Below are 12,177 nucleotides of genomic sequence, written 5' to 3' on the forward strand. Positions count from 1 at the left end.
GACGTTCCCGCCGTGACGGGCGAGTCGGCGGACATCGCGTCGTCGCGCTACGGCATCGACGGTCTCGACGGGTTCGGCGGTCCCGCCCGCCCGCGCGCCGTGAAGTGATGTCCCCGGTGCCCGTTACCTCATGATCGACATTGGACGTCTGAGCGGCCACCGTGCCCCAGCAGCGTAGTCCAGGTAAATCTTGGTTGCGGCGTCGTCGCTGGTCTCCCGCAACCACCAGCCGTCTCGGCGAGTCGATGGCGCACCAGCCCTCGTCACAAACCAGGTCCGTATCGTGCCGGTGGTCGGAGACCAGCTGATCGGGGCGGTTGTGCTCTGCTGGCCACCGCTGTCGAGGAGGGCCGGGGCCCGTCCTCGATCAGCGGCATACCGGCCGACGGCTCCTCTCTGTCTGCTGCCGGGCCCTGACCGGCCGACCTCACTTCAGGTGCCGGGCGAAGAACCGATTCCCGGCGTCCCCCTCGAACTGCGGGACGCCGGTATGCCCGCCCATATTGGCGTGCAGCGTCTTCTCCTTGGAGCCGAAGGCGTCGAATAGGTCCAGGGCCGATTGCCGGTCGTTTCCTGCGTCATCCCACTGCAACAGGACCTGCAGTGGAATGGTGACCTGCCGGGCCTCCTCGAACATGGTGCGGGGCACGACACTTCCGGCGAACAGGAGGGCGGCCGAGATGCGTGGCTCGACTACCGCCAGCCGGATGCCGATGGAGATCACCCCTCCCGAGTACCCGACCGGGCCGTCGATCTCGGGCAGCGAAAGGACGGCATCCAAGGTGGCCCGCCATTCCGGGACCGCCCTTTCGACCAGCGGGAGGACGAGCCGGTCGACGACCTCGTCGTCGACCGGCTCGCCGGCCGCCAGTGCCCGGCGCAGGTCGGCGCGGGCCTGCTCGGCGGCGGCGGAACGGGGCCGGTCACCGCTGCCGGGAAGCTCGATGGTGGCCGCGGCGAAGCCCTCCGTCGCGGCGTGCATGGCCCGCGCCGCCAGGCGGGGATACATCATGTGCAGTCCGCCGGGGTGGCCGGCCAGGATCACCGGCACCGGCGTCGGCGCGGATGCGGATTCGGGCGTCCACAGGATGCCGGGGATGTCGCCGAGGGTGAATGTGCGTTCGAGGACGCCGTCGTCGAGGCGTTGTTCGGAAGTGAAGTGCATTGTTGTGCCTTTCGGGAGTGCTCGAAAACGGCGCTCCCGGGCGGCCTATCGCCCGGCCGTGACCCTGGAGGGGAGCACCCATGTCGATACTGCGTTCACGGGTACCACCTCCTCGTTCTCTTGCACGGCCTCCGGAAAAGTAGCAGTGGTCGCCGTGATCCGCCAACAGGTTTTTGGGAGGCTGCGAGATTGGATGCCACGGAGCCAGTACCGTGCCTGTCCGGATAGACCGAGTTCTTCATCGAACCCACACCGGGGACGAAGTGGCGTCCCCCGAGCATGCCGACGGGCCGGTCCGCCTGCGTTTCGTAAGCGGATGCCCAAACGGAACCGAGTCGGTGCGGGCCGGCGCATTGTTGCGCCAGCGACGCCTAGTTGTACTGACCACGGACGTTGGTGACGGCGTGGCGAGGTGACATAGAGAAGACCTCCGAGTGAAGTGCGAGCTGTCTAGGAACGCATCACTCACTCAGGAGGTCTTCGTGGTCCACCGTAATGCCCCGTTGTCCGAAACGGGTCGCCTGCGCCTTGCTCAATATGTCGTTGATGATGGGTGGCCGCTGCGGCGGGCTGCTGAACGGTTCCAGGTCGCGGTCACCACCGCAGCACGCTGGAGCGCTCGTTACCGCGCCGAGGGGCCGGCCGGGATGGCCGATCGCAGCTCACGGCCACATCGCAGCCCGAACCAGACCCCGACGCGCACCGAGCGGCGCATCATCAAGGTCCGCGTCATCCGCCGCTGGGGTCCGGCCCGGATCGCGTATCTGCTGGGTCTGAATGTTTCGACAGTGCACAAGGTCCTGAGCCGGTACGGGTTGGCTCGACTGCGGTGGCTCGACCGCCCGACCGGACGGGTGATCCGTCGCATGCACTCACCGCACTGCGGCGATCTCGTTCATGTCGATGTCAAGAAACTGGGCAAGATCCCCGCCGGCGGCGGATGGCGGAAGGTCGGTCGCTCGGCAGGCAGCCGCAATGCCCGGGCCGACAAAAGCAGCGGCGAGGTCGACAAGTACTACCGTCCGGTCCGCGGCTACCACTTCCTGCACACCGCGATCGACGCACACTCACGGTTGGCCTACTCCGAACTGTTGGGCGACGAACGCAAAGCCACCGCCGCCGCGTTCTGGCTACGCGCCAACGCGTGGTTCACCGAGCACGGCATCACGGTCGAAAAGGTGTTGACCGACAACGGTTCCTGCTACCGATCACACGCGTTCCGAGACGCACTCGGTGAGATCAAGCATCGCCGAACCCGCCCCTACCGACCCCAAACCAACGGCAAAGTCGAACGCTTCCACCGCACTCTGGCCGACGAATGGGCCTACGCCCGCCTCTACACCAGCGACCGCGAACGCTGCGACGAGTTCCCGCGATGGCTGCACACCTACAATTACCACCGAGGCCACACCGCACTCGGCGGCCAACCACCCGCCACCCGCGTACCCAACCTCCCAGGTCAGTACACCTAGTAGCCGATCGAGGGCAGCCACGAGCCCTGCGGCTGGTTGTAGAGCCCGGTCGTCATCAGGGTCGATTGCTGGACGAGCTGCAGCCCGGCGCCGAAGCACCAGGCCATGAGTCGGGTATTGCGTGAGGGTACGAGGAATCCGAGTCCGGTGTACTCGTCGGCGCCGGCCAGCAGTGCGATGATGTCGTCGTCGGCGTTGCCGACGGCATGCCAGGTGTAGCCGAAACCCGTCGCGTAGCCGGTGATCCGGCCGCCGCGCTCGACGACGCGGGCGGTACCGATATTGACCCAGTGCTGTAGCTCGCCGTGGCGGTCGTGGCCGTGCACGTGCCGGCAGATCTCGTCGCAGGCGGCGATGTCGTCCGGTGTCGCCGGGCGCACGACTGTGCCGGGAATCCCGGACCTGGGTGGTGGTCCCTGGAAGACGGACAACAGCTCACGGACGGCGAAGCCGAGTTTGGCGTACAGGGAGAAGGACCGGTAGTTGTACGCCGTCTGTACCAGCCGGACGCCCGCGACCTCGCGGTCTCGTGATCGCTCGAGCAGCGCGGTCATCATCGCACAGCCGGCCCCGGCGTCCGGTGCTGTCGGGTCGACACTGACGGGTCCGATGCCGACGATCTGGCCGCGTTCGTCCTGGAGGGCGCTGCCGACGATGTGGCCGTCGCGCTCGGCCACCAGGCCGTAGATGCCGTCGGTGTTCAGCATCGCCTGGATCTGGAAGTCGGCGAATTCGGGGGTGCCCGCCTCGATCGGAAAATGGTGGCGCGTGGCGAGCGTTTCGAAGGCGTCGAACATGAGGCGCCCACACACCTGGGCGTCGTCCGGCGACGCCTCGCGGATATGCAGCTCGGTCATTCCCCTCTCGGCCACTCCTCTATTGTCGCGCTTGCGCTGCCGTCGGGTGTCCCAATGCCCAATCGGTGACTGCTGGATCAGCGCCTCCCACGTCTAGGCGCAATTCCTCGTCCAAATGACGCAAGTTGCTCATACGATCGAGGCAGGGTACGGGAGGAATCATGAATCAGAACCAACCATTCGTGCTGGAACTAGCGATGCGCGTCGCACAGTTGCATCGCGCTGGCGAGAGCAGCAAGGCGCTGTGGCTGCGGAAGCAGCGCCAGGCAATGGCAATCGACGACGATCAGCTCAAACGGGCACTCGCTGTGCTCTACGGTCTGCCTGACCAGTCACCCGAGAGGCCCACACTCACTACGGCGACCTGAAGCAGCAAGCGAGCTGACCTCCAAAGAATCGACCCGATCGAGAGCGCGCAACGTGCCGCAAGCGGATCGCCTTATGGCATGCAGTCCGCACCGATCGGTTACATCGCCGGATTCCACGCCAGCTGTTCCTCTACGATGTACGGACTGCTGACTATCCATCCGGGGTCTCAGGGCACGGTCTGGAGGGCCCTGAGCATCTGAATATCCCTTGGGCGCACAGGATGACGAACCGAGGAGCACGTTGTTGCCGTTCGCGACAGAATCGACGAAGACCTACGAACCCACCCGGCGGTGAGGCTTGCGAGCGAAGCGGTCCCATTGATGCACCGCACCACGGCCGGAGAGCGATTCGGTCCAGTCCGGCTCATCGAGCGCGACTCCGATGTCGTCGTCGTGTTCGCCGCAGGTACGACGCATTGGGCGGTTCTTGTTCAGCCAGGGAGCGATTCACCGAAGGCATCCCTCATCCTCGGGATACCCAATCCCCGCGTTGGATTCGGTCGCTCGTTTCGAGCGTCGTACCTGGAGCGGTTGAACGTCCATCAATGGGGCAGAAACCGAATACGCCGGAATGGGGCCACGGCCGGGTGAAGTTACTGGTCGAGTGCAGTCTGCTGTGGGCCGGTGCCTGGTGTCCGGTGTCCGGTGTCCGGTGTCTGGTGCCTGGTGCGACAGAGTTCACGGTGTTCGCGTGCTGTTCGTGAGTAGTTTCTAGAGTATGGACAATGAGGGACCCAGCCGAACAGCGCTCGTGACTGCTTACGCCCGTGCCTATCATCAAATTGTTGACCGGCCACGGATTCTCACCGATCCACTGGCGGCACGTCTGCTGGGTGTCACTGTCGATGAGCTGACCGAATTGGTCCGGTCCGCAGAGGATCATCCCGGCAGCGGTGTGGACTCGGAAATCTTGCGGCTGGGTGTCAGTGATCGATCGCGCCGCCTGTTCTTTGCTGCTCGTGCCCGTTTCGCCGAGGATCGCGTGGCCGAAGCCGTCGCTGCCTGCGTGCGACAGGTCGTGATCCTCGGCGCGGGCCTGGACACCTTCGCCTACCGCAACCCGCATCCGGACCTGCGTGTATTCGAGGTCGACCATCCCGCTACCCAAGCATGGAAACACCAACGCCTCGCCGCCTCCGGCATCGACCAGCCCGAACGGTTGACCTTCGTGCCGGTCGACTTCGAAACCGACACACTGGGAACACGATTGGAGGCCGCCGGATTCATCCGGACCGATCCGGCCGTATTCGTGTGGCTCGGTGTCGTCTTCTATCTGACCCCCGACGCCTCCCGCAGCACCCTCGAATACATTGCTCGCCAAACCGAGCCGGTCGAGGTGATCTTCGACTATCTGCAGTCCGCAGACACCGATGAGGAACGTGCACAGCTGCAAGCGCGCGCACGTCGAGCAGCAGCTGTCGGCGAACCCTGGTTCAGCTACTTCACTCCTGACGACATGGCCGCAGAATTGCGGGCGCTCGGCTTCACCGACATCGAAGACTACTCCGCTGCGGACCTCATCGCTGGGTACCTCGATGGATCAGCGGAATTCGAGGGCGAACCACCCCAGGCGCTGCGCTCGGTCCGCATACTACGGGCGAGCCGCTGAGGGTTCCCCCTCAGTGGGGCATCGTCAACTTGGCTGATCGACGCGGACGCTGGGAGAATCGCTGGCCGTGGCCATGGAAGCGTCGTTGTACAAGGGGCACCGGTATCCGGTGGAGATCATCAGCCATTGTGTCTGGCTCTACCACCGCTTCGCATTGAGCCTGCGGGACATCTCGGAGATGATGCTCGAACGCGGCGTCGTGGTCTCCCACGAGACGATCCGCCGATGGTGCGCCAAGTTCGGACAGGATTTCGCCAACCAGCTGCGCCGGCGGCGACCCCGGCCCGGAGACAAGTGGCATCTGGACGAGGTGGTCATCCGGATGAACGGCACGCAACACTACCTGTGGCGCGCCGTGGACCAGGACGGCAACGTCCTCGACGTGCTGGTCCAGTCCCGCCGAAACGCCGTGGCCGCGAAGAAGTTCTTCCGCAAGCTCCTCAAGAGGCAGTGCGCGGTGCCGCGGGTGCTGGTCACCGACAAGCTCGGTAGTTACCAGGTGGCGCATCGGGAGGTGATGCCGTCGGTCGAGCACCGGCGGTCGAGGTACCTGAATAATCGGGCGGAGAACTCCCATCAGCCCGCGGCGACGCGAGCGGGCGATGAAACGGTTCGCCTCGCCCGGTCAGGCGCAGCGGTTCCTCTCGGCGTTCGGCGGCATCGCAGGACACTTTCAGGCTCGGCGACACCTGCTCACCGCGTCCGAATGGCGACGCGAGATGACCGACCGATTGGCCGTGTGGAACGAGGTCACCGGTGTCTCTGCCGCAGCCTGAACGATGCGACTCCGACAGGACCCTCACTCGGCCTCATACTCCCGGATCCAGCCCTGGGCCCAGCCAAGTTGACGATGCCGTCTGCCCGGTGGGGCGCACTCTCAAGAAGGCGGGCGGGCCACATGCGCCGGTCCAGTGATCCGGTGATCCGACATTCCGTGCGCGATCAGCCATGCTACCAATCCGGTACCACGGTGGTAGCATTTGGGTATGAGTACACAGATTGCGGTGCGGTTGCCGGATGAGATTGTGGCCTTCGTCGACGGTGAGGTGCGCGACCATCGGGCGCCCAGCCGGGCCGCCCTGGTGTTGCGGGCGCTCGAGCGGGAGCGGCGTCGACAGGTCGCCGCCCGGGATGCCGAGATTCTGTCCCGGGCGCGCGGCGGGGACGACCCGGACGGCCTCGATGACCTCGCCCGGCATGCCGCGGGTCTGTTCAGCGATCTCGACTGATGCGGCCGATTCACGCCGCGAAGCTGGACAAGACGCGGCCGGTGCTGGTGTTGACCCGGGAGTTGGTGCGCCCGCACCTGAGCCGGGTGACGGTGGCGCCGATCACCGGCACCGTGCGGGGACTGTCCACCGAGGTGCCGGTGGGGCCGGCCAACGGGCTGGAGAAGGAGTCGGTGGTCAGTTGCGACAACATCGTCACGATTCCGGTGTCGGCGTTGGGGCGCGGTCTCGGGTTCTTCTTTCCGTCGCAGGAGGCTGCCCTGACCACAGCGATCCGGGCCGCGTTCGACCTGGAATGACCAACCCCCTGGTGGGACAGCTGACGCACAGGCAGGTTCGGTGTCACCGCCAGGAGGTGTGGTGGTGACTCAGGGGTGAACAGTTCGCGCTGTTCGCAGCGGGGGTCGAGGTGATCGGGAGGTCGATTCACCCGTGGGATACATGCCAACATGTCCCCGTATCAAGATCCGGTTCGCAGGGTGCTCGACCGCAGCCTTCCGCCGTCGATGATCCCGCCGCCCCCGACGGGATGGGGCACCCGCTAGTGTCGGGCCGGTGCCGGTTCATGACGTCGACGCGTTGCTCACCCATGTGAGGTCACTCGACGAGGAGCGGCTTGCCGCCCTCTTGCGCCGGCGGCCGGGGGCGTTGTCGTTGCCGTGGCCCGCGGACCTGACGGAGCTGGCCGTCCGCCTGGGCAGCCAGGAGTCGATCGTGCTCGCCTACACCCGCCTGCCGCGGCCGCACACCGAGGTGCTCGGCGCCCTCACCCTGGTCGAGCAGCTGGGGCTGCCGGTCACGGCGGCCGGGGCGTCGACGTGGCTGGGCAGCGACCCGGACACGGTCCAGGCATTCCTCGACGACCTGCACGAGCGCGCCCTGACACTGGTCACCGCCGACGGCGAAATCAGCACACCCGCCCAGTTCCCGTCGGTGGGGGTCGGTCTGGGCCCGCCGGTGCGGGTGCTGCTCGAGGAGACCACCCTTGCGGCGCTGCGCGGAGTGGCCGCGGCACTGCAGCTGCGCGGGGACGGGGCCAAGACGGTGCTGGTCGATCGCCTCGCCACCTTCTTCCGTGACCCTGCTGCGGTGCGCACCCTCGTCGACGGGGCGCCGCCGCGGGAGCGGGAGCTGCTCCTCGCCTGCGCCGAGCAGGATGCCGCGATCGAATACTTCCCGCCGTACCTCGGGTCGCACCGAGCGGGCGCGCGAGACCAACCCGGGGACTGGGCGGTCGCGCGCGGGGTGCTGTGGCCGAGCTACGACGGCGCCGCCTACCTGCCGTTGGAGGTGTCGCTGGCGCTGCGCGCGAAGGAGTGGCGGCTGCCGTTCCATCCGGAACCGCCGCTGCTCGCGGATCATCCGGTGCCGGCCGAGCACGTGGACGCCGAGGCCGCCGCGCGTGCGCTGCGGATGATCGAGCGGGTCACCGCGCTGGTGGATACCGCGACGACCGACCCGATTCCACTCATCAAGTCCGGAGCGGTGGGACTGCGGACGCTGCGCACCGTCGCGAAGAACTGGGACGTCGAGGTCGACGAGGTGCGGCTCGCCGTGGAGCTGGCCCAGTCGACCGGGGTGCTCGCCCCGGCACCACCACCGCCGCCGGCGAAGAGCCGGGGGCGTAAACGGCCGCCGCCACCCTCGCCCGGCCTGATCCCCGGTCCCGCAGCACCCGGCTGGCGAGCCGCCGACGCCGCGACCCGGGGACGCGCCCTGATCGACACCTGGTGGCAGTCGGACCGTTCGGTGCTGATGGAGGCGAGTGCGGCCGCCGAGCTGGGCGAGACGGCCGTGTACCGGCACCTGCGTCACGAACTGATCGACGTGTACGCCACGGTGGTGGCGCCCGGCCGGGGAGTGTCGGATATCAAGGACCTGGTTCCCGTGCTGGGCTGGCGCGCCCCGCTGATCGGGGACGACATTATCGGCGACGTTCTGACCGCGGCGGTGCGCGAGGGAGAGCTGCTCGGTCTGCTGGCGCTGGGCGCCGCCACCGCGCTGGGCCGCGCCCTGCCCGCCGGCACCCTCACCTCTGTCATGGCGGAGCTGTTGTCCGGCGCCCACACGTCCGCGGTGATCGGTGCCGATCTCACCGCGGTGGTCCTCGGCCCGCCGGCGACCGCCCTGTCGCGCCTGCTGGACGGTGTCGCGGACCGGGAGTCCCGCGGGGCGGCCACGACGTGGCGGTTCACCCCCGGCAGCATCCGGGCGGCGTTCGATCGGGGCGCCGCCGCCCAGGATCTGATCGGGGAGCTGGAGTCGATCGCGCCGGCGGGCCTGCCGCAGGCGTTGGAGTACCTGATCGGTGATGTGGCCCGCACCCACGGGCAGCTGGGGGTGATCGAACTCGGGTGCGCGATCGTCGCCGAGGACCCGACGCTGCTGCGCGAGCTGGTCGGCAACCGGAAACTCGGCAAGCTGGGACTGGCCACCCTCGCCCCGACGGTGCTGGCCTCCCGCACAGGCGCCGACACGACGCTGTCCGCGCTGCGGGCGGCCGGCTATGCGCCGGTGGTGCGCGAGGTGGACGGCAGCGTGCTGATCTCTGCGCCGCCGAACCCGGACCCCGCCGACGTCGACGGCCCCGACCTCGACCTGGCCGCCATCGGGGTCCCCGCCGCCGATCCCGACCGGCATGCCCGCCACCTCACCGCCACCGCCGCCGCACCATCCGAACCCGCCGGGCAGTTCCCGTCCTTCGCCGCGCTGCGCGGCCGCGGAGACGCCGAGGCGATCTGGGAACTGGTGGCCGGCGGGCCCGCACACCTCACCCATGACGGGTACACGCACCTGGTCCACAGCGCCAGGCTGCACGGGAACACGCTGACCGCCTGGAGCGCCACGACGGAACGGTACGAGGACTTCCCGGTGGCGCACATCGCAATTTCCGGACCACCCGGGGCCGGCCGCTGAGCGCACCCCTGTCGCAGAAGAAGCCAGGGCTGCCCCACTCAGCTCCACGGACAGCACAATGAGAGTCGGGTTGGAGTTGGATCGGCTGTGGCTGGCCGATTTTCGACGTCGACGTTGTCCGGATCGCGGCGCAGCCGATGTGGCTGTGTGGTTCAGATGGGCAGCGCACGCACAGGCATGTCCCGGACCTGCTCCTCGCACATGCTGATGGTTCACCGTCGTGGACGTCAAGCCGGAAGGGTTCGTTCGCCGCGACGAGGTACGGCGGGTGTTTGCCTGGACGGAGCGGCTATGTGTTTCGCGGGGGTGGTCGTACGAAGTGTGGACCGGAGCGGATTCGGTGGTCCTGGCGAATCTCCGCACTATCGGTGCTGCCCGCCGGAAATGGTTGATCGATCCCGCGACGGTGGCGGCCGTGGAACCGATCGCGGTGTCCGGAATAAACGCGCGCCAGTCCACACGTTCTCCTGACGGAGGGCGTTGTTGTCGATTGCGAGGGCCGTTTGTCTCTGGGTTGGCAAATACGCCGGCTCCGCGGTGGGGGGCTACGGGCTGATTGCGTCTGCGACGTTGGTGGCCGGGAGTTGCGGGTATCGGTCGTGCAGCGGCGACGAGTCGAATGTCATGTCGGCCGTGTCCATGTAGAGGGCGAGTTCGGCGAGTCGCGCCGGTGCGGTCGGACAGAGGTGGCCGGTCGCAGCGAGCGCGCGCAACACGAGTCGGGGAACATGCCGGGCGCGGACAGCATTGTCGCCGATCCGATTTCCGAGGATTTTCGTAAGTTCGACGAATGTGAGGTTTCGGGGCCCGCCGATCTCGAACAGTTGGCCACGGGTGCTGGCGTCGAGTGCGGCCAGTTCGATCAGCGCGGCGACGTCGTCCGTGGCAACGAAGTTGATCGGGTTGTCGCCGCGACCGAAGATGACCGGCCGACCGGATCGACCGGTGGACTGCGCGAGAAGGTCGAGGTATAGCTCGGCGAAGGCGGTCGACCGGACGATCGTCCACGGGACGCCGCTGGTGTGCAGGTAGTGCTCGGCGACCGCCTTCATCCGGAACAAGCCGATCGGATGGTTGGCAGTCGTGCCGATAGCGGAGACGAGAACAAACTCGGCACCTGCGGCGCGTGCGGCGTCGACAAGGTTGATGATGCCGTCGCGGTCCACCGACGCCGGGGTCACCCGGCCCGGGCCGGTCAGTCCGTGCACCGCCGAGATGACGAGGTCCACGCCGTCCGCAGCCGGTTGCAGTGATGTGGCATCACGGACGTCACCGGTCACGGTCTGTACACGTTCGGCGGCGAGGCCGGTCGCGGCGGCGCTTGCGGGATCGCGGGTCAGGACGCGGACCTGGTGTCCGCGCGCGGCGAGCCGGTGCACGACCAGCGAGCCGAGGCGGCCGGTGCCGCCGGCGACGAGGATGATCATCGGGCACCGACTTGCGTGTGGACGGTGGGCTCGACTCCGTCGGGCGAGTCGTCGACCGGTTCGAGGTAGAAGCGACTCCATTTCGCGCGACCGTCGCGGACACCGAACACGATCACTCCGCGCATCAGATGCGGGCGCCCATCGCGGCGGGTGCCGGCCATCTCCCACTCACCCCAGATGGTGTCGCCGTCGACCACCCAGCGCAGCACCCTGGCCCGTACATCGGGCACGCCGCCGAAAATCTCCGTCCAGTTACGTCGCACCTGCTCGCTGCCGGTGAATCCGCGCGCCGGATGCGCCGGCGTCTCGTTGAGATAGTCCGACGCGAAGCAGTCCACTACTGCGTCGAGATCATGTGCGTTGACCGCGTTTTCGAGTCGGCGGAGCATCGCCAGGGTGGGGTCGGGCTCAGGTGTCGGCATCTCGCACTCCGTCAAATTTTAGATACAGTGTGGTGTATCCAATATGAGGAGTATCCGCCCCGATGACCGACCCAGTCAAGACTCCGCGACGCTACGACGCCAGCCTCCGACGCAGCCGGGCGCGAATGCGCCAGCAGAAGGTGCTCGACGTCGCGCGGGAGATGTTCCTGCGTGATGGCTACGCCGCCACGACCGTGGCGGCGATCGCCACCACAGCGGACGTCTCGGTCGAGACGATCTACAAGACGTTCGGTGGCAAACCCGGCCTGATCCGCGAGATCCAGGCCGCGGCACTGACCGGGACCGGCCCCGTGCCGGCTCCGCAGCGTTCCGACCATATGTCGGCCTCCGAGCCCGACCCCGAGGTCGTGCTTCGGAATTGGGCAACCCTGGCCACCGAGGTTGCACCTGCGGTGACGCCGATCATCGGGCTCGTCCGCGACGCCGCAGCGACCGATCCGGATATGGCCTCACTGCTCGACGACATCAATACCCAACGCCTCGCCCGGATGACGCACAACGCGCGACGTCTCCGCAGCCACCTGCCACCGACGATCTCGCTCGAACATGCCCGCGACGTGCTGTTCACCTACACCGCGCCCGAAATCTACGAGCTGCTCGTCCTCGCCCGACATTGGAGCGTGGAACAGTACGCCGAGTTCATCTATCGCGGCATGGCCACACAGTTGCTGCCCCCGTCCGACTGACGGAC

The 12,177-nt window shown here is 67.3% G+C and carries 11 protein-coding genes and 1 pseudogene; 8 read left to right on the forward strand and 4 right to left on the reverse strand.

Going from position 1 to position 12,177, the window contains the following annotated elements; translation table 11 throughout:
• Positions 1-427: 427 nt before the first annotated feature.
• The gene (locus GO592_RS37275) at positions 428-1,165 is read right to left on the reverse strand and encodes a hypothetical protein (RefSeq protein ID WP_011599243.1); all 738 of its coding nucleotides are present in this window, start codon (positions 1,163-1,165) and stop codon (positions 428-430) included.
• A 482-nt stretch (positions 1,166-1,647) separates the two neighbouring features.
• Between GO592_RS37275 and GO592_RS37280 the strand changes: the two genes are divergently transcribed.
• Entirely contained in the window at positions 1,648-2,637 is a 990-nt protein-coding gene (locus GO592_RS37280) for an IS481-like element ISRhosp6 family transposase (RefSeq protein ID WP_007298571.1), read from the forward strand.
• Here the strand turns inward: GO592_RS37280 and GO592_RS37285 are convergent.
• The gene (locus tag GO592_RS37285; RefSeq protein ID WP_007298572.1) at positions 2,634-3,494 is read right to left on the reverse strand and encodes a GNAT family N-acetyltransferase; all 861 of its coding nucleotides are present in this window, start codon (positions 3,492-3,494) and stop codon (positions 2,634-2,636) included. The two genes, GO592_RS37280 and GO592_RS37285, sit on opposite strands and share 4 nt — an antisense overlap.
• 161 nt (positions 3,495-3,655) lie before the next feature.
• On the opposite strand from GO592_RS37285, the gene GO592_RS37290 reads away from it, so the two are divergent.
• The 6 genes and pseudogenes from GO592_RS37290 to GO592_RS37315 all read left to right on the forward strand — a co-directional run bounded on the left by GO592_RS37290 (position 3,656) and on the right by GO592_RS37315 (position 9,616).
• Positions 3,656-3,862: a hypothetical protein gene (locus GO592_RS37290; protein WP_007298573.1), complete on the forward strand. Its 207-nt coding sequence runs from the start codon at positions 3,656-3,658 to the stop codon at positions 3,860-3,862.
• Positions 3,863-4,580: 718 nt separating this feature from the next.
• Positions 4,581-5,471, forward strand: a complete 891-nt coding sequence (locus tag GO592_RS37295; RefSeq protein ID WP_011599239.1) for a class I SAM-dependent methyltransferase — start codon at positions 4,581-4,583, stop codon at positions 5,469-5,471.
• A 73-nt stretch (positions 5,472-5,544) separates the two neighbouring features.
• Positions 5,545-6,247: pseudogene (locus GO592_RS37300) on the forward strand (IS6 family transposase).
• A 210-nt stretch (positions 6,248-6,457) separates the two neighbouring features.
• Entirely contained in the window at positions 6,458-6,700 is a 243-nt protein-coding gene (locus GO592_RS37305; RefSeq protein ID WP_039951845.1) for a YlcI/YnfO family protein, read from the forward strand.
• Entirely contained in the window at positions 6,700-6,999 is a 300-nt protein-coding gene (locus GO592_RS37310; RefSeq protein ID WP_007298577.1) for a type II toxin-antitoxin system PemK/MazF family toxin, read from the forward strand. Before GO592_RS37305 ends, GO592_RS37310 begins: the two co-directional genes overlap by 1 nt.
• Before the next feature lie 256 nt (positions 7,000-7,255).
• Positions 7,256-9,616 (forward strand): helicase-associated domain-containing protein, encoded by a 2,361-nt coding sequence (locus tag GO592_RS37315; protein ID WP_007298578.1) that lies wholly within the window; start codon positions 7,256-7,258, stop codon positions 9,614-9,616.
• Positions 9,617-10,161: 545 nt separating this feature from the next.
• On the opposite strand, the gene GO592_RS37320 is transcribed toward GO592_RS37315, so the two are convergent.
• The gene (locus GO592_RS37320) at positions 10,162-11,043 is read right to left on the reverse strand and encodes an SDR family oxidoreductase (RefSeq protein ID WP_007298579.1); all 882 of its coding nucleotides are present in this window, start codon (positions 11,041-11,043) and stop codon (positions 10,162-10,164) included.
• A complete protein-coding gene (locus GO592_RS37325) occupies positions 11,040-11,465 on the reverse strand; it encodes a nuclear transport factor 2 family protein (RefSeq protein ID WP_011599235.1) in 426 nt (141 codons plus the stop codon). The genes GO592_RS37320 and GO592_RS37325 overlap by 4 nt, the downstream gene beginning before the upstream one ends.
• Before the next feature lie 62 nt (positions 11,466-11,527).
• On the opposite strand from GO592_RS37325, the gene GO592_RS37330 reads away from it, so the two are divergent.
• Positions 11,528-12,172 carry a TetR/AcrR family transcriptional regulator gene (locus tag GO592_RS37330; protein ID WP_011599234.1) on the forward strand — a complete coding sequence of 215 codons (645 nt, stop codon included), beginning with the start codon at positions 11,528-11,530 and terminating at the stop codon, positions 12,170-12,172.
• Positions 12,173-12,177 lie beyond the last annotated feature (5 nt).

The sequence above is a fragment of the Rhodococcus sp. 21391 genome (assembly GCF_016772255.1).
GTDB classification, from domain to species: Bacteria; Actinomycetota; Actinomycetes; order Mycobacteriales; family Mycobacteriaceae; genus Rhodococcus_F; species Rhodococcus_F opacus.

Bases quoted from the DNA above. Each gene is read 5' to 3' on its own strand.
- GO592_RS37275 (WP_011599243.1), bottom strand. From the start codon at position 1,165: ATGCACTTCACTTCCGAACAACGCCTCGACGACGGCGTCCTCGAACGC.
- GO592_RS37285 (WP_007298572.1), bottom strand. From the start codon at position 3,494: ATGACCGAGCTGCATATCCGCGAGGCGTCGCCGGACGACGCCCAGGTG.
- GO592_RS37290 (WP_007298573.1), top strand. From the start codon at position 3,656: ATGAATCAGAACCAACCATTCGTGCTGGAACTAGCGATGCGCGTCGCA.
- GO592_RS37295 (WP_011599239.1), top strand. From the start codon at position 4,581: ATGGACAATGAGGGACCCAGCCGAACAGCGCTCGTGACTGCTTACGCC.
- GO592_RS37305 (WP_039951845.1), top strand. From the start codon at position 6,458: ATGAGTACACAGATTGCGGTGCGGTTGCCGGATGAGATTGTGGCCTTC.
- GO592_RS37310 (WP_007298577.1), top strand. From the start codon at position 6,700: ATGCGGCCGATTCACGCCGCGAAGCTGGACAAGACGCGGCCGGTGCTG.
- GO592_RS37320 (WP_007298579.1), bottom strand. From the start codon at position 11,043: ATGATCATCCTCGTCGCCGGCGGCACCGGCCGCCTCGGCTCGCTGGTC.
- GO592_RS37325 (WP_011599235.1), bottom strand. From the start codon at position 11,465: ATGCCGACACCTGAGCCCGACCCCACCCTGGCGATGCTCCGCCGACTC.
- GO592_RS37330 (WP_011599234.1), top strand. From the start codon at position 11,528: ATGACCGACCCAGTCAAGACTCCGCGACGCTACGACGCCAGCCTCCGA.